Genomic DNA, 21,527 nt, shown 5'->3' with positions numbered 1-21,527 from the left:
CGTTAACGTACTCTGAAGATAAAAAAAGCACCTGAGGGTGCTTTTTTTATGCCCGCAATCCGACCTTCCTCGCAAACCTCTGCCTGCTTTAGCGCAAGGCGCCGATATTCCAGGAAGCCGGCACCCGCGCCGCGACCTTGCTGGATGACTATCAACTAACCCGACGCGATACTTCCCTGAAACAGGGAGGTTGGCATGCGTTTACCCCAGCTTGCGGGTTGTGCGATCGTCGGAGTCTTGCCGCTGCTGCTGCTCGCGCGGTTGCCCGAGCTGGCTACCCTGTGGTGGCTGACGGGCCTGGCGCTTGTACCATTGCTACTGCGCTGGCGGCCCTTACGTTTCGCGGCGCTGACGCTGCTTTTTTTCCTCTGGGGCGTGCTGAGCGCTCACCAGGTCATCTGGCCGACGCACGCTTTACCCGGTAGCCCTCGGCGGGTAGAGGTAGAGCTGACGGCGACGGACGGGCAGACCACCCATCAGGGAAGCCTCATCCGGGTTGACGGACGGCGGCTGTTCCCGGCGCCGGGGATCGCGCTCTACGGCCAGGCGCTTCCCGAACCGCCGTGCGCGGGACAGCGCTGGATGATGACCGTCCACATTCGCCCGGTACACGGCCAGCTTAACGACGGCGGTTTTGACAGCCAGCGTTTTGCCCTGGCACAGTCTCGCCCCGTAACCGGACGCTTCACGTCCGCAGAAGCCCTTGACCTGCGCTGTAGCCGACGCGCGGCCTATTTGCACTCGTTAACCCGCACCCTCGATGCGCTGCCGTGGCGGTCGGTGATATTAGGGTTAGGGATGGGGGAGCGGCTGGTGGTGCCGAAGGAGATCAAGGCCTTGATGCAACAAACGGGGACCTCCCATCTGATGGCCATCTCCGGTTTACATATTGCGTTGGGTGCAATACTGGGTGGGCTACTGACTCGCGGCGTGCAGTTCTTTTTCCCCTGCCGCTGGATTGTCTGGCAGCTGCCGCTGCTGATTGGCCTGGCCTGCGCGCTGTTCTATGCCTGGCTTACTGGCATGCAGCCACCGGCACTGCGAACCTGCGTCGCACTCACCGTCGGCTGCGGGCTGCGGCTATCCGGCAGGCGCTGGTCGTCATGGCAAATAGGAATATGCTGCGTGGGTGCCATTCTGTTTAGCGATCCGCTGGCCGTGCTATCCGACAGCCTGTGGCTATCGGTGTTTGCCGTGGCGACGCTCATTTTTTGGTATCAGCTGGTGCCGCGGCCCCCGACATCGCGGGGCTGGCTGCTGCGCCAGTTGCTGGGGCTAAGCCACCTGCAGTTCGGGCTAATGCTGCTGCTGTTGCCGATGCAGATTGTTATCTTTCACGGTATCAGCCTGACCTCGTGGCTGGCGAACCTTGTTGCCGTGCCGCTGGTCACTTTTGCCATCGTGCCCCTTATTCTGGCAGCGATGCTGCTGCACCTTTGCGGCCCTGCGGTGGTTGAGATGGCGCTATGGCTATCGGTAGATCGCCTGCTGGCGGCGCTGTTCTGGTTTCTGCGCGGGCTGCCGCAGGGCTGGCTGCCGCTGGATTCTCGCTGGACGGGCGTCAGCGCACTGCCCTGGCTGCTGCTGATTGTCTGGCGCTTTCACGCCTGGCGCTCGCTTCCGGCGCTGTGTCTGAGCAGCATCGTACTGCTGAGCTGGCCCTTCTGGCGGCCGATGGCGAAGGAGGAGTGGCGGGTGACGATGCTGGACGTCGGACAGGGGCTGGCGATGGTCATCGAACGGCAGGGGGCTGCAATCCTCTATGACACCGGCCTGGCCTGGCCCGAGGGCGACAGCGGTCAACTGATTATCATCCCCTGGCTACGCTGGCACCATCTGCGGGTGGAAGGGATTATTTTGAGCCATGAGCATCTTGACCACCGCGGCGGCCTGAATTCGATACGCCAGGTCTGGCCAGCGGCCTGGATACGCAGCCCTCTGGGGTGGGTGGGGCATCGCGCGTGCAGAAGGGGAGAGCGCTGGCGGTGGCGCGGTTTAACCTTTCGCGCGCTTTGGCCGCTGCCGGGAGCGACTGCTACCGGCAATAATCGCTCCTGCGTGGTGCGCGTTGATGACGGCCAGCGCAGTATTTTGCTCACCGGTGATATCGAAGCGGTAGCAGAACGGGCAATGCTGAGCCGCTACTGGCAGCATCTGGCGTCTACACTTATCCAGGTTCCACATCATGGCAGCAATACCTCTTCGACCATTGCGCTGCTGCAGCGCACCGGCGGCGAGGCGGCGCTGGCCTCGGTATCCCGCTATAATGCGTGGCGTATGCCCTCGGATAAGGTTGTCCAGCGCTACCGACAGCAGGGATACCGCTGGTTCGATACGGCCCATCAGGGGCAAATGACGGTTGTTTTTTCCCCAGATGGTTGGCAAATCCTTAGCTTACGAGATCAACTTTTACCTCGTTGGTATCATCAGTGGTTTGGCGAGACCGAGGATAACGGGTAGAATATGCGGCTATTTCAACATAAGCTGGTTTACTGAATGCAGAATGATAAAGATCTCTCCACGTGGCAGACCTTCCGCCGCCTCTGGCCGCTTATTGCGCCATTTAAAACCGGACTGATCGTCGCGGCAATTGCGTTAGTCTTTAACGCGGCTAGTGATACCTTCATGCTATCGCTTCTTAAACCGTTATTGGATGATGGTTTTGGTAAAACGGATCGCTCAGTGCTGCTATGGATGCCGCTGGTGGTGGTTGGGCTGATGCTGCTGCGTGGCGTCACCAGCTATATTTCGAGCTACTGTATCTCGTGGGTTTCCGGCAAGGTCGTGATGACCATGCGACGCCGTTTATTCAGCCACATGATGGGGATGCCGGTCTCCTTCTTCGATAAACAGTCCACCGGTACGCTGCTGTCGCGCATCACCTATGATTCCGAGCAGGTTGCGTCGTCCTCTTCCAGCGCGCTGATCACCGTCGTGCGCGAAGGTGCGTCGATCATCGGTCTGTTTATCATGATGTTCTACTACAGCTGGCAGCTGTCGCTGATTCTGATCGTACTGGCGCCAATCGTCTCCATCGCGATCCGCGTGGTCTCGAAGCGTTTTCGTAATATCAGCAAGAATATGCAGAACACCATGGGTCAGGTGACCACCAGCGCGGAACAGATGCTCAAAGGGCATAAAGAAGTGCTGATGTTTGGCGGCCAGGCCGTAGAAACCAAGCGTTTTGATAAGGTCAGCAACAGAATGCGCCTGCAGGGGATGAAAATGGTCTCCGCATCGTCCATCTCTGACCCTATCATTCAGCTGATCGCCTCTCTGGCGCTGGCGTTTGTGCTCTACGCCGCCAGCTTCCCAAGCGTTATGGAAACGCTGACTGCCGGTACCATTACCGTGGTCTTCTCCTCGATGATCGCCTTAATGCGTCCGCTGAAGTCTCTCACCAACGTCAACGCTCAGTTCCAGCGCGGAATGGCCGCCTGCCAGACGCTGTTTGCTATTCTTGATTCCGAGCAGGAAAAAGACGAAGGCACGCGGGTTATCGAGCGCGCGAAGGGGAGCCTTGAGTTCAGTAACGTCACCTTTACCTACCCTGGCCGTGAAACGCCGGCGTTGCGTAACATCAGCCTGAATATTCCGGAAGGTAAAACCGTGGCCCTGGTGGGACGTTCGGGATCGGGTAAATCGACAATCGCGAGCCTGATCACCCGCTTTTATGATATCGATGAAGGCCAGATCCTGCTCGACGGTTACGATCTGCGCGAATACACCCTGGCCTCTCTGCGCGATCAGGTCGCCCTGGTTTCGCAAAACGTGCACCTGTTCAACGATACCGTAGCCAACAATATTGCCTACGCGCGCAACGAAGAGTACAGCCGCGAGCAGATCGAAGATGCGGCGCGGATGGCCTATGCCATGGACTTTATCAGTAAAATGGATAACGGCCTCGATACCGTGATCGGCGAGAACGGCGTGCTGCTTTCCGGCGGCCAGCGCCAGCGTATCGCCATCGCGCGCGCGCTGCTGCGTAACAGCCCAATCCTGATCCTTGATGAGGCAACGTCGGCGCTGGATACCGAATCTGAACGCGCCATTCAGGCGGCGCTGGACGAGCTGCAGAAAAACCGCACCTCGCTGGTTATCGCTCACCGCCTGTCAACCATCGAGAAGGCCGATGAAATCGTGGTGGTCGAAGATGGGCGCATCGTTGAACGCGGCAGCCACGCTGACCTGCTGGAACATCGCGGCGTTTACGCTCAGCTGCATAAAATGCAATTTGGCCAATGATCGCGCGTATCTGGTCCGGTGAGTCGCCTTTATGGCGGCTGCTGCTTCCGCTCTCCTGGCTTTACGGCCTGGTGAGCGGCCTGATTCGTCTCAGCTATCGGCTGGGGCTGAAGAAGGCCTGGCGCGCGCCGGTTCCGGTTGTTGTTGTCGGAAATCTCACTGCCGGCGGTAACGGCAAGACGCCGGTTGTCATCTGGCTGGTGGAGCAGCTGCAGCAGCGCGGGATCCGCGTTGGCGTCGTTTCTCGCGGCTACGGCGGCAAGGCGGCGAGCTATCCGCTGGTGCTCAACAGCGCCACCGGCACATCGGAAGCCGGCGACGAGCCGGTGCTGATTTATCAACGCACCGGCGCGCCGGTGGCGGTCTCCCCCCAGCGCAGCGATGCGGTGCGGGCGCTGCTTGCCGTACACGACCTGCAGCTTATCGTCACCGACGATGGCCTGCAGCACTACGGGCTGGCGCGCGATAAAGAAATCGTGGTTATTGACGGCGTACGCCGCTTTGGCAACGGCTGGTGGCTGCCGGCCGGGCCGATGCGCGAACGCGCCTCACGCCTGCGCAGCGTCGACGCCATTATCGCTAACGGCGGCGTCGCGCGGCCGGGAGAGATAGCCATGCAGCTGCGTCCCGGGCAGGCGGTGAATGTGCTTAACGGCGAACGACGCGACGTGGCGAGCTTTGATAACGTCGTCGCGATGGCCGGGATTGGCCATCCGCCGCGCTTTTTTGCCACCCTCGAAAGCTGCGGCGTGCGGCCGATAAAAACCGTGGCGCTGGCCGATCATCAGGCCCTTACCCGTGCCGACGTTGGCGCTCTGGTGACCGAGCGGCAAACGCTGCTGATGACCGAAAAAGACGCGGTGAAATGCCGGGCCTTTGCCGAAGCCAACTGGTGGTATCTGCCCGTCGACGCCATAATGACGGACGAACGCGCGCAGCGGCTGCTTACGGATCTGGCGACGCTAGCGCAACGTTAGTTTTCGCCACGCCTGCTTTCGGTGCCGCTGTATCGGGATCCACAACGGAGAACCTGCATGTCGGTACTAACGCTTTCACTTAAAGAAGCCCGCCATCTTCACCTCGCGGCGCAGGGCCTGCTGAAAAGGCCCCGCCGTCGCGCCCACTCGGCCGATATTCTGCAGGTTATCCGCCGGATGTCGCTGCTGCAAATTGATACCATCAACGTTGTCGCCCGCAGCCCTTATCTGGTGCTTTTCAGCCGCCTCGGCAGCTATCCGCAAAGCTGGCTGGACGAGGCGCTGCGCGCGGGCGAACTCATGGAATACTGGGCTCATGAGGCCTGCTTTTTACCGCGCAGCGATTTTTCGCTGGTGCGCCACCGCATGCTGACGCCGGATAACATGGGCTGGAAGTACCATAAGGGGTGGATGACGGAGCATGCGGATGATATCCAGCTGCTGCTGGAGCACATCGCGCAAAATGGCCCGGTACGCTCGGCCGACTTTAGCCATCCGCGTAAAGGCGCCAGCGGCTGGTGGGAGTGGAAGCCGCACAAGCGTCATCTGGAGGGGCTGTTTACCGCCGGCGAAGTGATGGTCGTGGAACGGCGCAACTTTCAGCGGGTTTACGACCTGACGCAGCGGGTGATGCCGCACTGGGATGATGAGCGCGATGCGCTGTCGCAGGCGCAGGCTGAAGAGATTATGCTGAGCAATAGCGCCCGCAGCCTGGGTATTTTCCGCCCGCAGTGGCTGGCGGACTATTATCGCCTGCGGCAACCGGCGCTCGCGGGCCTGCTGGCAAACTGGCAGGAAGAGGGGCTGGTGACGGCGGTAAACGTCGAAGGGCTCGGCGATATGTGGCTGCACCGGGAGGCCTTGCAGCAGCTGGAGGCGGCGCCGGGCGGCAGGCTTTCGGCGAGCCATAGCGCGGTACTGTCGCCGTTCGACCCGGTCGTCTGGGACCGTAAGCGCGCCGAGCAGCTGTTTAATTTTAGCTATCGTCTTGAGTGCTACACGCCGGCGCCAAAGCGCCAGTATGGCTACTTCGTGCTGCCGCTGCTGCATCAGGGCAGGCTGGTGGGCCGCATGGACAGCAAAATGCATCGCAAAGCCGGGGTTCTGCAAATTTTCTCACTATGGCTGGAAGAGGGCGTCAAGGTGACCTCTGGCCTGGAGAGTGGGCTGCAGCGGGCGATTGAGGATTTTGCCCGCTGGCAGTTGGCCGAACGCGTGAGCTTCGGCCAACTGCCGCCGGAACTCTTTGCCGACCGCCGGCAGGGCTGGCTGCTCGAAGCTAGTTGAGCACCCGGCATCCGTCCGGTCGCATCGCCAAACGCCGCGCGGCAGCGGCACGTCGGCGGGCCTTCGCCCCCTTCGTCGCGAGCGCAAACGGATCCCGGTGTCAGGTATCCTGTGCTATGCTGCTGCGGAATCTATTCGGTCCATCAGGAGGAAACATGGATCACCGTTTACTTGAAATTATCGCCTGTCCTGTTTGCAACGGTAAACTGTATTACAGCCAGGATAAGCAAGAGCTCATCTGCAAAATTGACAGCCTGGCCTTTCCTCTGCGCGACGGTATTCCCGTATTGCTGGAAACCGAAGCCCGCTCGCTAGCCGTTGGAGAGAGCCACTCATGAGTTTTGTGGTCATCATCCCTGCGCGCTTCGCCTCCACGCGTTTGCCCGGCAAGCCATTGCAGGATATCAACGGTAAGCCGATGATCGTCCACGTGCTGGAGCGCGCGCGCGAGTCCGGGGCCGATCGTATTATTGTCGCCACCGACCATCAAGAGGTGGCGCGCGCGGTGGAAGCCGCCGGCGGCGAAGTGTGCATGACGCGCGCCGATCATCAGTCCGGCACTGAACGCCTGGCGGAAGTTGTCGAGAAGTGTGCCTTCAGCGATGAGACGATTATCGTCAATATTCAGGGCGACGAGCCGATGATCCCGCCGGCGATTGTACGCCAGGTGGCCGAGAATCTGGCCTCCAGCACCAGCGGGATGGCGACGCTGGCGGTGCCGATCCACGATGCCGAAGAGGCGTTTAACCCAAATGCGGTGAAGGTGGTGATGGATGCCGAAGGCTACGCCCTCTACTTCTCCCGCGCCACGATTCCCTGGGATCGCGATCGCTTCGCGCAGTCTCGCGACGCCATCGGCGATTCGCTGCTGCGCCATATCGGCATCTACGGCTATCGCGCAGGCTTTATCCGCCGCTATGTCAGCTGGGCGCCGAGCCCGCTGGAGCAGATCGAAATGCTCGAGCAGCTGCGCGTGCTGTGGTACGGCGAAAAAATCCATGTCGCGGTAGCGGAAGTTGTCCCGGGTACCGGCGTCGATACGCCGGAAGATCTGGAGCGCGTTCGCGCCGAGCTGCGTTAATTCCCCGATCCCCTCCGTCAGGAGGGGATATCCTCAGGCTATTTTTCCATACTTTTCGCCGCAATTTTTGATCTCACCCGATGACAACCTCGCGACCGACGCTCATGATGAAACCAGTAGTGTTCATGAGGGTAATTCAAATGGAACAGTTGCGAACCGAGCTGAGTCACCTGCTGGGCGAAAAGCTCAGCCGGGTAGAGTGCGTGAGCGAGAAGCCCTTGACGGCGCTGTGGGCGCTCTATGATGCACAGGGAAATCCGCTGCCGCTGCTGGCGAGAAGCTTCACCACGCCCGGCGTTGCGCGCCAGCTGGCGTGGAAGATATCAACCCTGGCCCGCAGCGGCTCCGTGCGTATGCCGGTGGTCTACGGCGTGATGACGCATGAGGAGCACCCCGGGCCGGACGTCCTGCTGATTGAGCGGCTGCGCGGCGTCTCCGTCGAAGCCCCGGCCCGCACCCCGCAGCGCTGGGAGCAGTTGCAGGAGCAGATCGTCGAAGCGCTGCTGTCGTGGCACCGTCAGGATGGCGGTGGCTGCGTCGGGGTGGTGGATTGTACGCAGGAAAACCAGTGGCCAAACTGGTACCGCCAGCGGGTAGAGGTCCTGTGGGGAACGCTTAACCTTTATCAGGATACCGGCCTGACGATGCAGGACAAGCGGATCCTCTTCCGTTCGCGCGAGTGCCTTGGCGAATTATTTAAAGACTTCAACGACAACTGCGTGCTGGTGCACGGCAGCTTCACGCTGCGCAGCATGCTGAAGGACGCGCGTAGCGACCAGCTGCTGGCCATGGTGGGGCCGGGGATGATGCTGTGGGCACCGCGTGAATATGAGCTGTTTCGCCTTTGCGACGGCGGCCAGGCGGAACAGCTGCTGTGGCACTATCTGCACCGCGCGCCGGTCGCGGAATCCTTCCTCTGGCGGCGCTGGCTCTATCTGCTGTGGGACGAGGTCGACAGCCTGGTCAACACCGGGCGCTTCGATCGCGCCCGCTTTGATTTAGCCGCGAAATCACTCCTGCCCTGGCTCGCCTGATGCGCCTTTGAGCCACTGCCAGATGCGCCCCAGCGTTTCATAGCCGACGCGATCGCTGTGCATCAGCCAGAAGGGAGACGGGATTGCGCGCTCCCAGGGATTTAACGGCGATTCGATGGCCAGCTGGTTGGCCGGCGCCGGCAGCGGATTTAGCCCGGCATTGCGGAAGAAGATCATCGCTCGCGGCAGGTGCGACGCGGAGGTGACCAGCAGGAAGGGCGTATCGCCAATCGCCTGTTTTACCGCCTGAGCCTCTTCTTCCGTATCCTTTGGCCGATCGAGGACGATAATGTCGCTGGCCGGCACGCCGAGGCTCTCCGCCACCCGGGCGCCGGCCAGCGCGGTGCTGACCGGGTTGGTTTTCGCTGCGGCGCCGGTAAAGATCATCTTCGATCCCGGATTCTCGTGCCACAGGCGGATCCCTTCGGTCAGCCGCGGCAGGCTGTTGTTAATCAGGTTCGAGCTGGGCGCCCACGCCGAATTCCACGTGTACCCGCCGCCGAGCACCACCACATACTGAACCTTTTCGCCGCCGCGCCATGTCGGATAAGTATCTTCAATCGGCTTGAGCAAGCTGTCGGCCACCGGCTGCAGGCTGAGTAGGGCCAGCACCAGCCAGCCGATGCTGACGCAGGCCTTGCCGGTTTTTTGAAAACGGCTAAACCACAGTAGCGCAATGCCGAAAGCTATCAGCATCAGCAGCAGGGGAAGGGGCAGCATCATGCCGCCCAAATATTTTTTCAGCGTAAAAAGCATGCCAGATGGGTCCTTTTTAACCACATAACCAAACTTATGCCCCGATCTTATAACAGATCGCTTCACTCTCAGCGCGGGTATGACAAAATAGCGGCTTTGTGTTGGCTTGTGGAGTCGCCCGTGCAGGATCGCAATTTCGATGACATTGCCGAAAAGTTTTCGCGCAATATATACGGCACCACCAAGGGCGAACTGCGCCAGGCTATCCTCTGGCAGGATCTACAGCCGCTGCTGGATCGGCTGGGTCCCGGGCCGCTGCGCGTTCTTGACGCCGGCGGCGGCGAGGGGCAAACGGCGGTAAAGGTGGCGCAGATGGGTCATCACGTCACGCTCTGCGATCTTTCTGCCGAGATGGTTGCCCGCGCCCAACAGGCGGCAGTCGATAAAGGTGTGATCGACAACATGCATTTTGTACAATGCGCGGCTCAGGATATTGCGCAGCATTTGGAAAGCCCGGTCGATCTGATACTGTTTCATGCGGTGCTGGAATGGGTGGCCGAGCCTCAGGAGATGCTGCGGGCGCTGTGGTCGGTGCTGCGTCCCGGCGGCGCGCTGTCGCTAATGTTCTACAATGCTAACGGTCTGCTGATGCACAACATGGTTGTCGGAAACTTCGATTACGTGCAGATCGGGATGCCAAAAAAGAAAAAACGCACGCTATCGCCGGACTATCCGCGTTCCCCGGAGCAGGTGTACGGCTGGCTGGAAGAGCAGGGCTGGCAAATTACCGGCAAAACCGGCGTGCGGGTATTTCATGACTATCTGCGTGAAAAACGCAGACAGCGCGACAATTTTGCGGCGCTGCTGGAGCTGGAGACGCGCTACTGTCGCCAGGAGCCGTATATTAGCCTGGGTCGCTATATTCACGTCACCGCGATGAAGAACCAGGCTCAGAGCTGCAGATGCAAGGATAAAGTATGAGTGAATTTTCCCAGACAGTCCCCGAACTGGTTGCCTGGGCCAGAAAAAATGATTTTTCTATTTCGCTGCCGGTCGACAGACTCTCTTTTCTGCTGGCGGTTGCCACGCTGAACGGCGAGCGGCTTGAAGGGGAAATGACCGAGGGAGAACTGGTGGACGCGTTCCGCCACGTCAGTGATGCGTTTGAGCAGACCAGCGAAACCATCAGCCAGCGCGCCAATAACGCGATTAACGATATGGTGCGCCAGCGTCTGCTGAACCGCTTTACCAGCGAACTCACGGAAGGCAACGCTATTTATCGCCTGACGCCGTTAGGTATTGGGATTACCGACTACTATATTCGCCAGCGCGAGTTCTCCACGCTGCGCCTGTCGATGCAGCTCTCGATCGTCGCCGGCGAGCTCAAGCGCGCCGCCGATTCTGCGGAAGAGGGCGGGGACGAGTTTCACTGGCATCGTAACGTCTTCGCGCCGCTGAAATATTCGGTCGCGGAAATTTTTGACAGCATCGATCTGACCCAGAGGATCATGGATGAACAGCAGCAGCTGGTGAAGGACGACATCGCCCAGCTGCTGAACAAAGACTGGCGAGCGGCGATCTCCAGCTGCGAGCTGCTGCTTTCGGAAACCTCCGGGACGCTGCGCGAACTGCAGGATACGCTGGACGCGGCGGGCGATAAGCTGCAGGCTAACCTGCTGCGGATCCAGGACGCGACTATCGCGCGGGACGACCTGCATTTTGTCGATCGCCTGGTATTCGATCTGCAAAGCAAGCTGGACCGCATCGTGAGCTGGGGCCAGCAGGCCATCGACCTGTGGATCGGCTACGATCGCCATGTGCACAAGTTTATCCGTACCGCCATTGATATGGATAAAAACCGCGTATTTGCTCAGCGTCTACGCCAGTCGGTGCAGACCTACTTCGATGCGCCGTGGGCCCTGACCCACGCCAGCGCCGACCGCCTGCTCGATATGCGTGATGAAGAGATGGCGCTGCTCGACGAAGAGGTCACCGGGGAGCTCCCTGAGGATCTGGAGTACGAAGAGTTTAATGAAATCCGTGAACAGCTGGCGGCCCTGATTGAAGCGCAGCTGGTTATCTATAAAGACAAAGGTCTGCCGCTGGACCTCGGCCTGGTCGTTCGCGAGTATCTGGCGCAGTATCCGCGCGCGCGGCACTTCGATGTGGCGAGAATCGTCGTCGATCAGGCGGTACGTTTGGGCGTAGCGCAAGCAGATTTCACCGGACTGCCGGCACAATGGCAGCCGATTAATGATTACGGAGCCAAGGTACAGGCGCATGTCATCGACAAATATTGAACAAGTGATGCCAGTTAAGCTGGCGCTGGCGTTGGGCAATCCGTTATTTCCGGCGCTGGATAGCGCCCTGCGTGCAGGCCGTCATATCGGCCTGGACGAACTGGATAATCACGCATTTTTGATGGATTTTCAGGACTACCTGGAAGAGTTTTACGCTCGCTATAACGTTGAGCTGATTCGCGCGCCGGAGGGGTTCTTCTACCTGCGTCCGCGCTCCACCACGCTGATCCCGCGATCGGTGCTGTCAGAGCTGGATATGATGGTCGGCAAAATTCTTTGCTACCTCTACCTTAGCCCGGAGCGCCTGGCGAATGAGGGGATCTTTACCCAGCAGGAGCTCTACGACGAGCTGCTGACCCTGGCGGACGAAGCCAAGCTGCTGAAGCTGGTGAATAACCGCTCCACCGGTTCCGACCTTGACAGGCAGAAGCTGCAGGAAAAAATGCGCGCGTCGCTTAACCGCCTGCGCCGTCTCGGCATGGTGTGGTTTATGGGCCATGACAGCAGCAAATTCCGCATTACCGAATCGGTGTTCCGCTTCGGTGCTGACGTTCGCGCCGGCGACGATCCGCGCGAGGCGCAGAAGCGGCTAATCCGCGACGGCGAAGCGATGGCGCTGGAGAATCACCTGCAGCTCACTGATGAGAATGAAGAGAATCAGCCGGATAGCGGGGAGGAAGAGTAATGATTGAACGCGGTAAATTTCGCTCGCTAACGCTGGTTAACTGGAACGGCTTTTTTGCCCGTACTTTTGATCTGGATGAACTGGTTACCACGCTTTCAGGGGGTAACGGCGCCGGGAAATCAACTACCATGGCGGCCTTCGTTACGGCCCTGATCCCGGACCTGACCCTGCTGCACTTCCGTAACACCACCGAAGCGGGCGCCACCAGCGGTTCGCGCGATAAGGGCCTGCACGGCAAGCTGCGCGCCGGGGTGTGCTACTCGGTGCTGGACGTTATCAACTCTCACCACCAGCGCGTGGTGGTGGGCGTACGCCTGCAGCAGATCGCCGGTCGCGATCGCAAAGTCGATATCAAGCCGTTTGCCATTCAGGGCCTGCCGGACGCTATCCAACCGACGCAGCTGCTGACGGAAACCCTTAACGAACGCCAGGCGCGCGTCCTGAGCCTCAACGAGCTGAAAGATAAGCTGGAAGAGATAGAAGGGGTGCAGTTCAAGCAGTTCAACTCGATAACCGACTACCACTCGCTGATGTTCGACCTGGGCGTAGTCGCCCGTCGTCTGCGCTCGGCCTCTGACCGTAGCAAATACTATCGCCTGATCGAAGCCTCGCTGTACGGCGGGATCTCCAACACCATTACCCGCTCGCTGCGCGACTACCTGCTGCCGGAAAACAGCGGCGTACGTAAGGCGTTCCAGGATATGGAAGCCGCGCTGCGCGAAAACCGCATGACCCTGGAGGCGATTCGCGTCACGCAGTCCGACCGCGATCTGTTTAAGCACCTGATCAGCGAGGCCACCAACTACGTGGCGGCGGACTACATGCGTCACGCCAACGAGCGTCGCGTCCATCTGGATAAGGCGCTGGAGTATCGCCGCGATCTGTTCACCTCCCGCGCGCAGCTGGCGGCAGAGCAGTATAAGCACGTCGATATGGCCCGCGAGCTGCAGGAGCATAACGGGGCAGAAGGCGATCTTGAGGCCGACTATCAGGCCGCCAGCGATCATCTGAACCTGGTGCAAACCGCGCTTCGCCAGCAGGAAAAAATCGAGCGCTACGAAGCGGATCTCGACGAGCTGCAGATCCGTCTTGAAGAGCAGAACGAGGTGGTGGCGGAAGCGACCGATCTGCAGGAAGAGAACGAGGCTCGTGCGGAAGCCGCAGAGCTGGAAGTGGATGAGCTGAAAAGCCAGCTTGCCGACTACCAGCAGGCGCTGGACGTCCAGCAGACCCGCGCGATCCAGTACAACCAGGCGCTGCAGGCCTTAGACCGTGCGAAGGCGCTGTGCCATCTGCCGGATTTAACTGCGGAAAGCGCCGGCGAGTGGCTGGAAACCTTCCAGGCGAAGGAGCAGGAAGCGACGGAGAAAATGCTGTCGCTGGAACAAAAAATGAGCGTTGCGCAAACCGCGCACGGTCAGTTTGAGCAGGCTTTCCAGCTGGTGGCGGCCATCAACGGCCCGCTGGCGCGTAACGAAGCCTGGAACGTGGCGCGCGAGCTGCTGCGCGACGGCGTCAACCAGCGCCATCACGCCGAACAGGCGCCGGGGCTGCGTAGCCGCCTGACCGAGCTGGAGCAGCGCCTGCGCGAGCAGCAGGAGGCTGAACGCCAGCTGAACGAATTCTGCAAGCGCCAGGGCAAGCGTTACGATATTGACCGCCTGGAAACGCTGCACGAGGAGCTGGAAGCGCGAATTGCCTCCTTGTCCGACGGCGTCTCCTCTGCCAGCGAGCAGCGAATGACGCTGCGTCAGGAGCTGGAGCAGCTGCAGTCCCGCACCCAGACGCTGCTGCGTCGGGCGCCGATCTGGCTGGCGGCGCAGAACAGCCTCAGCCAGCTCTGCGAGCAGAGCGGCCAGCAGTTTGAATCAAGCCAGGACGTGACCGAATACCTCCAGCAGCTGCTGGAGCGCGAGCGCGAGGCTATCGTTGAGCGCGACGAAGTCGGCGCGCGTAAGCGGGCCATAGATGAAGAGATTGAGCGTCTTAGCCAGCCGGGCGGCTCGGAAGATCCGCGGCTGAATGCCCTGGCAGAGCGTTTTGGCGGCGTGCTGTTGTCGGAAATTTATGACGACGTCAGCCTCGAAGATGCGCCGTACTTCTCGGCCCTGTACGGCCCGTCGCGCCATGCCATCGTGGTTCCCGACCTGTCGCAGCTCACCGGGCAGCTTGATGGCCTGGAGGATTGCCCGGAAGATCTCTACCTGATCGAAGGCGATCCGCAGTCGTTCGATGACAGCGTATTTAGCGTTGATGAGCTGGAAAAAGCGGTGGTCGTCAAGGTTGCCGATCGCCAGTGGCGCTACTCGCGCTTCCCGACGCTGCCGCTGTTTGGCCGCGCTGCCCGTGAAAGCCGTATTGAAAGCCTGCACGCCGAGCGGGAAGATCTGTCCGAGCGTTTTGCGACCCTGTCGTTCGACGTGCAGAAAACCCAGCGTCAGCACCAGGCCTTCAGCCGCTTTATCGGCAGCCACCTGGCGGTGGCCTTTGAAGACGATCCGGAAGAAGAGATCCGTAAGCTGAACGGCCGTCGCGGCGAGCTGGAGCGGGCGCTTAACGCGCACGAGAGCGATAACCAGCAGAACCGGCTGCAGTACGAGCAGGCAAAAGAGGGCGTTTCCGCGCTTAACCGCCTGCTGCCGCGGCTTAGCCTGCTGGCGGACGATACGCTGGCCGATCGCGTTGATGAAATTCAGGAGCGCCTGGACGAAGCCGAGGAAGCGGCCCGCTTTATCCAGCAGCACGGCAATCAGCTGGCGAAGCTGGAACCGATGCTCTCAGTACTACAGAGCGATCCGGAGCAGTTCGAGCAGCTGAAAGAAGACTACGCTTACTCGCAGCAAACCCAGCGTGAAGCGCGCCAGCAGGCGTTTGCGCTCAGCGAAGTGGTGCAGCGTCGCGCCCACTTTAGCTACTCTGATTCCGCGGAGATGCTCAGCGGCAACAGCGATCTCAACGAAAAGCTGCGCCAGCGTCTGGAGCAGGCGGAGGGCGAACGCAGCCGGGCTCGTGACGCCACGCGTACGCATACCGCGCAGCTAAACCAGTACAACCAGGTTCTGGCCTCGCTGAAAAGCTCGTATGACACCAAAAAAGAGCTGCTGGGCGATCTGTATAAAGAGCTGCAGGATATCGGCGTGCGCGCCGATAGCGGGGCGGAAGAGCGCGCCCGCGTGCGTCGTGATGAGCTGCATACGCGTCTGAGCAATAACCGCTCGCGGCGCAATCAGCTGGAAAAAGCCCTGACCTTCTGCGAAGCGGAGATGGACAACCTGACCCGCAGGCTGCGCAAGCTTGAGCGTGATTACTGCGAAATGCGTGAGCAGGTGGTCAGCGCCAAAGCCGGCTGGTGTGCGGTGATGCGGCTGGTGAAAGACAACGGTGTTGAGCGCCGACTGCACCGTCGCGAGCTGGCCTACCTCTCGGCAGATGAGCTGCGTTCGATGTCGGATAAAGCGCTCGGCGCGCTGCGTCTGGCGGTCTCCGATAACGAACACCTGCGTGACGTGCTGCGAGTCTCTGAAGATCCGAAGCGTCCTGAGCGCAAAATTCAGTTCTTCGTCGCCGTCTACCAGCACCTGCGCGAGCGTATCCGTCAGGATATTATCCGCACCGACGACCCGGTCGAGGCGATTGAGCAGATGGAGATCGAGCTCAGCCGTCTGACCGAAGAGCTGACCAACCGCGAGCAGAAGCTGGCGATCAGCTCCCGCAGCGTGGCCAATATCATCCGCAAGACCATTCAGCGCGAGCAGAACCGTATTCGGATGCTCAACCAGGGTCTGCAGAGCGTCTCCTTTGGTCAGGTCAACAGCGTGCGTCTCAACGTCAACGTGCGGGAAACCCACTCGACGCTGCTCGACGTGCTGTCTGAGCAGCATGAGCAGCATCAGGATCTGTTCAACAGCAACCGCCTGACCTTCTCGGAAGCGCTGGCGAAGCTCTATCAGCGCCTCAATCCGCAGATTGATATGGGCCAGCGTACTCCGCAAACCATCGGTGAAGAGCTGCTGGACTACCGCAACTATCTGGAGATGGAAGTGGAAGTTAACCGTGGCTCCGACGGCTGGCTGCGCGCAGAGTCCGGCGCGCTGTCGACCGGGGAAGCGATCGGTACCGGGATGTCGATTCTGGTGATGGTCGTTCAGAGCTGGGAAGACGAGTCCCGTCGCCTGCGCGGTAAAGACCTGTCGCCGTGCCGTCTGCTGTTCCTCGACGAAGCGGCGCGCCTTGATGCCCGCTCTATCGCCACCCTGTTTGAGCTGTGCGAACGTCTGGAAATGCAGCTGATTATTGCCGCCCCGGAAAATATCAGCCCGGAAAAAGGCACCACCTATAAGCTGGTGCGTAAGGTGTTCAATAACCATGAGCACGTGCACGTGGTTGGCCTGCGCGGTTTCGCGGCCCAGCTGCCCCAAACGCTGCCGGGCACGGCGGACGCTTCCTGATCGGTCTGCAGCGATAGGCAGTGAGTAAGTCTAAAAGGGCGACATGATGTCGCCCTTTTTGTTAGCCGGTATGATGTGTTAACGTTGTATAATCTTTAAACTTCTTTACATTTGGGAAGGCAAAAGCGTCTTCGCTTTTATATACTGAGAGTGAGCCCTATTTTTAAGGGCGGCAATGTGTCAACAGGGGGGCAAGGGATGTTGCTAAAGAAACGGTATGGTCGTCAATTGTCGGCGCTGAGCTTGAGCCTGGCTTTTGCATTTGCTCCACTGTTCAATGTCCAGGCCGAAGAGCCTGAAGTCGTACCCACGGACAGTTCCGCCACGCTGGGAGAGCTCTCGTCGGCGCTGATCCAAAACAACGGCCAGTCTGCCACGGTGGCGAAAATGGCCGGCGAGCAGCCCCTGGCGACCGAGGTCGCCGCGAAAAGCCGGGCTGAGATTGAAGCGTTGCTTCCCGCAGGCTATAAGCCTGTCTTTATGAATCCGCTGGTCTCGCTGTATGCGGCCAGGGATATGAAACCGATGTGGGATAGCCGTGAGGCGGTGCAGGCGTTTCAGCAGCAGCTGGCCGAAGTCGCTATCGCCGGTTTCCAGCCGCAGTTCACCACCTGGGTGAGCCTGCTGACCGATCCCGCGGTGAGCGGAATGGCGCGTGATGTCGTGCTGTCCGACGCCATGATGGGCTACCTGCATTTTATTAGCGGTATTCCGATTCAGGGCAACCGCTGGCTCTACGGAACCAAACCCTACACCATGGCCACGCCGCCGCTATCGGTCATAAATCAGTGGCAGCTGGCGCTGGACAACGGCTCTTTGCCGCAGTTTATTGCCGGGCTCACGCCGCGTCATCCGCAGTATGAAGCGATGCATCAGGCTCTGCTGCAGCTGGTGGCCGATTCGCGCCCGTGGCCGCAGCTGACCGGCAGCGCATCGCTGCGTCCTGGCGAGTGGAGTAATGATATCGGCGCGCTGCGCGAGATATTACAGCGTACCGGCATGCTGGATGATTCGGCGAAAATTACCCTCCCTGGCGATGTTGTCAGCCCGTCGGCGGGCAAGAAAAGTAAGCCGGCCGCCCGCGGCATTTACGATCGCCAGCTGGTTGAGGGCGTAAAGCGCTTTCAGGCCTGGCAGGGGCTGGGCGCGGACGGCGTGATCGGACAATCTACGCGCGATGGGCTGAACGTCTCCGCGGCGCAGCGTGCCGGGGTGGTGGCGCTCAACATTCAGCGCTTGCGCCTGCTGCCTGGCAAGCTGTCGACCGGCATTATGGTGAATATTCCGGCCTTTTCGCTGGTCTATTACCTGGACGGTAGCCAGGTGCTGGCATCGCGGGTGATCGTCGGTCGTCCGGACCGTAAAACGCCGATGATGAGCAGCGCGCTGAATAACGTGGTGGTCAATCCGCCGTGGAACGTGCCGCCGACGCTGGCGCGCAAAGATATTCTGCCGAAGGTGCGCAACGATCCAGGCTATCTTGAGCAGCATGGCTATACCCTGATGCGCGGCTGGAACAGCAAAGAGGCGATTGACCCTTATCGCGTAGACTGGTCGACCATCACCGAGAACAATCTTCCGTTCCGCTTCCAGCAGGCTCCGGGCGCACGCAACTCGCTGGGGCGTTACAAATTCAACATGCCGAGCTCTGACGCTATCTATCTGCACGATACGCCGAACCACAATCTGTTCCAGAAGGACGTGCGGGCGCTGAGCTCCGGCTGCGTGCGTGTGAATAAGGCCTCCGAGCTGGCAAATATGCTGCTGCAGGATGCGGGCTGGAACGATACGCGAATTTCCGCCGCGCTTAAGCAGGGCGATACCCGCTATGTGAATATCCGCAACAATATCCCGGTGAATCTTTATTATCTCACCGCCTTTGTTGGCGCTGATGGACGCACACAATATAGAACAGATATTTACAATTACGATCTCACCGCGCGATCTGGCGCACAAATTCTGGCAAAAGCTGAACAATTAATCAGGTAAATGAAGTAGTTCAACGGATATTGTTGTCCTAACTCTGGGTGAAAACAGGCGCTGTTCGTCTACAGGGCCTGTTTTCACTGGGGTTAGGCCGCCTTGACGTTGGCAATAATGCCCGGTAAGGTGCCTTTCGTGCGCCAGAAGTGCATATTACACAACACCATTAAAACTGCATTGAGGTGATAGGTCTGGGAACCTCCTGACGCTTACTTGGGTAAGTGCGCGGGGGAGTAGACGTCACCAATAAAGAAGCAGCTTGAAGGATGGCGTGTATATTTCGATTCATTTACTTGTAGACCTGATTATCATGGACAAATTTGACGCTAATCGCCGCAAACTGCTGGCGCTAGGTGGCGCTGCGCTAGGTGCAGCAGCCATTTTGCCTGCGCCGGCATTTGCCACCCTCTCGACCCCCCGACCGCGTATTTTGACGCTGAATAACCTGCATACCGGTGAATCACTCAAGGCGGAGTTCTTCGATGGCAGAGGCTATATTCAGGATGAATTAGCAAGACTTAACCATTTCTTCCGTGATTTCCGCGCGAATAAAATAAAGTCCATCGATCCGAGCTTATTCGATCATCTTTATCGCCTGCAGGGATTACTTGGCACCAGTAAGCCTGTCCAGCTTATCTCCGGCTATCGTTCCCTCGATACCAACGATGAGCTACGTGCACGAAGCCGTGGTGTGGCTAAACATAGCTACCACACTAAAGGCCAGGCCATGGATTTTCATATTGAAGGCATTTCGTTGAGCAATGTTCGCAAAGCGGCGTTATCTATGGGCGCGGGTGGTGTAGGATACTACCCACGTAGCAACTTTGTGCATATTGATACCGGTCCCGTAAGGCACTGGTAACGAAAGGAGCGTCATGAACTATCGTATTATTCCGGTTACCGCGTTCGCCCAGAACTGCTCTTTAATCTGGTGTGAGCAAACCCGACTTGCTGCGCTGGTCGATCCCGGCGGTGATGCAGAGCGAATCAAACAGGAAGTGACGGCAGCAGGCGTTAGCCTGATGCAGATTTTGCTCACTCACGGTCATCTCGACCACGTTGGTGCGGCTGCCGAGCTGGCGCAACATTACGGCGTGCCGATTATCGGGCCGGAAAAAGAAGATGAGTTCTGGCTGGAAGGACTCCCTGCGCAAAGCCGGATGTTCGGCCTGGAGGATTGCCAGCCGCTGCATCCTGACCGCTGGCTCAATGAAGGTGATGTCGTCAGCGTGGGGAACGTTTCTCTGCAGGTTCTGCATTGCCCGGGCCATACGCCGGGACACGTTGTTTTCTTCGATGACGCGTCGCGGCTGCTGGTTTCCGGCGACGTTATCTTCAAAGGTGGCGTCGGGCGTAGCGACTTCCCGCGCGGCGACCACGGACAGCTGATCGACGCGATTAAACGCAAGCTGTTGCCTTTGGGTGATGACGTGACGTTTATCCCTGGCCACGGGCCGATGTCAACGCTGGGTCATGAGCGTTTGCGCAATCCTTTCCTGCAGGATGAAATGCCGGTCTGGTAACCATGCCGGACGCTAAATACAAAAAAGGCCGCAAATGCGGCCTTCTTTTTTAGGGTTCTGCGGCGTTACAGTACGGCGACGATCGCTTCACACAGCGGCGCCATGTTGTCCGGCGTCATGCCGGCAACGTTGATACGCCCGGATGCCACGGCGTAAATAGCGAACTCTTCGCGCAGGCGCAGAACCTGCTCTTTGGTCAGGCCGCTAAACGAGAACATGCCGTTTTGCTTAATGATGAAGGAGAAGTCGCGGTCAGCACCTTTTTCCTGCAGGGTATTGACGAACAGCAGGCGCATGCGCTGAATGCGCTGGCGCATGTCGGTCAGCTCCTGCTCCCAGATAGCGCGCAGCGCATCGTTGCTGAGGATCGTCGCCACAACGGCAGCGCCGTGCGCCGGCGGGTTGGAGTAGTTAGCGCGGATCGCTGACTTCATCTGGCTGAACGCGCGGTCAACGGTGTCGCTATCGCTCGCGACCAGCGTACAGGCGCCAACGCGCTCATTGTACAGGCCGAAGTTCTTCGAGTAGGAGCTGGCAACCAGCAGTTCTTTGTGCAGCGCGGCAAAGGCGCGCAGGCCTTCGGCATCTTCTTCCAGACCGCGGGCAAAGCCCTGGTAGGCGAAGTCGAACAGCGGCAGCCAGCCCTTGTCAACGGAGAGCTGTGCCAGCTGTTGCCACTGCTCCAGCGTTGGATCGATACCGGTTGGGTTGTGGCAGCAGCCGTGGAACAGAACAACGTCACCCGCCTGAGCTTCATTGAGGCTTGCCAGCAGGCCGGCAAAGTCGAGCGTGCGGCTAGTCGCATCGTAGTAGGTGTACTCGCTAACCTCGAGGCCGGCGGAATTGAATACGCTCTTGTGGTTCGGCCAGCTCGGATTACTCACCCAAACGCGCTTAACGTCGGTATTTTTGGCAAGGAAGTCGGCGGCAACGCGCAGGGCACCGGTACCGCCAGGGGTCTGGGCGGTACGCGCACGCCTGTCGCTGATGATAGCGCTTCCTTTACCGAACAGCAGCTCCTGCGTGCATTGACCAAATTCCGGAATACCGTCGATACCCAGATAATTTTTTGTGGTCTCATTCTCCAGCAGATATTGCTCTGCCTTCTTCACGCTGGTCAGGACCGGGGTTTTACCCGTTTCATCTTTATAAACGCCAATCCCGAGGTTAATTTTTGTAGGACGGTCATCGGCACGAAACAGATCGGCCAGGCCCAGAATAGGGTCGGCAGGGGCGGCAGTAATGTTCTCAAACATGACGAGGTTCCA

At 59.5% G+C, this 21,527-nt stretch carries 16 protein-coding genes; 14 read left to right on the top strand and 2 right to left on the bottom strand.

Annotation, left to right across the window (positions count from 1 at the left end; all coding sequences use genetic code 11):
* Positions 1 to 195: 195 nt before the first annotated feature.
* The 7 genes from GVK32_RS21915 (at position 196) to GVK32_RS21885 (ending at position 8,624) form a co-directional block, all read left to right on the top strand.
* Positions 196 to 2,460 carry a ComEC family protein gene (locus tag GVK32_RS21915; RefSeq protein WP_159872320.1) on the top strand — a complete coding sequence of 755 codons (2,265 nt, stop codon included), beginning with the start codon at positions 196 to 198 and terminating at the stop codon, positions 2,458 to 2,460.
* A 36-nt stretch (positions 2,461 to 2,496) separates the two neighbouring features.
* Entirely contained in the window at positions 2,497 to 4,245 is a 1,749-nt protein-coding gene (msbA, locus tag GVK32_RS21910) for a lipid A ABC transporter ATP-binding protein/permease MsbA (RefSeq protein WP_159872318.1), read from the top strand.
* Positions 4,242 to 5,222: a tetraacyldisaccharide 4'-kinase gene (gene lpxK, locus GVK32_RS21905; RefSeq protein ID WP_159872316.1), complete on the top strand. Its 981-nt coding sequence runs from the start codon at positions 4,242 to 4,244 to the stop codon at positions 5,220 to 5,222. Before msbA ends, lpxK begins: the two co-directional genes overlap by 4 nt.
* A 57-nt stretch (positions 5,223 to 5,279) precedes the next feature.
* Positions 5,280 to 6,509 (top strand): winged helix-turn-helix domain-containing protein, encoded by a 1,230-nt coding sequence (locus GVK32_RS21900; RefSeq protein WP_159872314.1) that lies wholly within the window; start codon positions 5,280 to 5,282, stop codon positions 6,507 to 6,509.
* A gap of 155 nt (positions 6,510 to 6,664) precedes the next feature.
* Entirely contained in the window at positions 6,665 to 6,847 is a 183-nt protein-coding gene (ycaR, locus tag GVK32_RS21895; protein WP_041144800.1) for a protein YcaR, read from the top strand.
* Entirely contained in the window at positions 6,844 to 7,590 is a 747-nt protein-coding gene (gene kdsB, locus GVK32_RS21890; RefSeq protein WP_045854659.1) for a 3-deoxy-manno-octulosonate cytidylyltransferase, read from the top strand. Before ycaR ends, kdsB begins: the two co-directional genes overlap by 4 nt.
* A gap of 140 nt (positions 7,591 to 7,730) precedes the next feature.
* Positions 7,731 to 8,624, top strand: coding sequence for a YcbJ family phosphotransferase (locus GVK32_RS21885; protein WP_159872312.1), 894 nt, complete (start codon positions 7,731 to 7,733; stop codon positions 8,622 to 8,624).
* On the opposite strand, the gene elyC is transcribed toward GVK32_RS21885, so the two are convergent.
* A complete protein-coding gene (gene elyC / locus GVK32_RS21880; protein ID WP_159872310.1) occupies positions 8,601 to 9,380 on the bottom strand; it encodes an envelope biogenesis factor ElyC in 780 nt (259 codons plus the stop codon). The genes GVK32_RS21885 and elyC overlap by 24 nt on opposite strands.
* Positions 9,381 to 9,500: 120 nt before the next feature.
* Here elyC and cmoM point away from each other — a divergent pair, with 120 nt between their 5' ends.
* The 7 genes from cmoM (at position 9,501) to GVK32_RS21845 (ending at position 20,259) form a co-directional block, all read left to right on the top strand.
* Positions 9,501 to 10,301, top strand: coding sequence for a tRNA uridine 5-oxyacetic acid(34) methyltransferase CmoM (gene cmoM / locus GVK32_RS21875; RefSeq protein WP_159872308.1), 801 nt, complete (start codon positions 9,501 to 9,503; stop codon positions 10,299 to 10,301).
* A complete protein-coding gene (mukF, locus tag GVK32_RS21870; protein WP_041144805.1) occupies positions 10,298 to 11,620 on the top strand; it encodes a chromosome partition protein MukF in 1,323 nt (440 codons plus the stop codon). The genes cmoM and mukF overlap by 4 nt, the downstream gene beginning before the upstream one ends.
* Positions 11,601 to 12,305, top strand: coding sequence for a chromosome partition protein MukE (gene mukE / locus GVK32_RS21865; protein WP_159872306.1), 705 nt, complete (start codon positions 11,601 to 11,603; stop codon positions 12,303 to 12,305). The genes mukF and mukE overlap by 20 nt, the downstream gene beginning before the upstream one ends.
* The gene (gene mukB, locus GVK32_RS21860) at positions 12,305 to 16,753 is read left to right on the top strand and encodes a chromosome partition protein MukB (RefSeq protein ID WP_159872304.1); all 4,449 of its coding nucleotides are present in this window, start codon (positions 12,305 to 12,307) and stop codon (positions 16,751 to 16,753) included. Before mukE ends, mukB begins: the two co-directional genes overlap by 1 nt.
* A 198-nt stretch (positions 16,754 to 16,951) precedes the next feature.
* Positions 16,952 to 18,742 (top strand): L,D-transpeptidase, encoded by a 1,791-nt coding sequence (gene ldtD / locus GVK32_RS21855; RefSeq protein WP_159872302.1) that lies wholly within the window; start codon positions 16,952 to 16,954, stop codon positions 18,740 to 18,742.
* Positions 18,743 to 19,046: 304 nt separating this feature from the next.
* Complete coding sequence (locus GVK32_RS21850) at positions 19,047 to 19,598, top strand: YcbK family protein (RefSeq protein ID WP_041147566.1); 552 nt, start codon at positions 19,047 to 19,049, stop codon at positions 19,596 to 19,598.
* Positions 19,599 to 19,611: 13 nt separating this feature from the next.
* The gene (locus tag GVK32_RS21845; RefSeq protein ID WP_159872300.1) at positions 19,612 to 20,259 is read left to right on the top strand and encodes an MBL fold metallo-hydrolase; all 648 of its coding nucleotides are present in this window, start codon (positions 19,612 to 19,614) and stop codon (positions 20,257 to 20,259) included.
* Positions 20,260 to 20,324: 65 nt separating this feature from the next.
* On the opposite strand, the gene GVK32_RS21840 is transcribed toward GVK32_RS21845, so the two are convergent.
* Positions 20,325 to 21,515, bottom strand: a complete 1,191-nt coding sequence (locus GVK32_RS21840; RefSeq protein WP_159872298.1) for an amino acid aminotransferase — start codon at positions 21,513 to 21,515, stop codon at positions 20,325 to 20,327.
* Positions 21,516 to 21,527: the final 12 nt, after the last annotated feature.

Origin of the sequence: Klebsiella sp. 18074 (genome assembly GCF_902705905.1) — a bacterium.
In the GTDB taxonomy this organism is placed as follows: domain Bacteria; phylum Pseudomonadota; class Gammaproteobacteria; order Enterobacterales; family Enterobacteriaceae; genus Klebsiella; species Klebsiella terrigena.
This window is presented reverse-complemented; position numbering and strand designations above follow the sequence as displayed.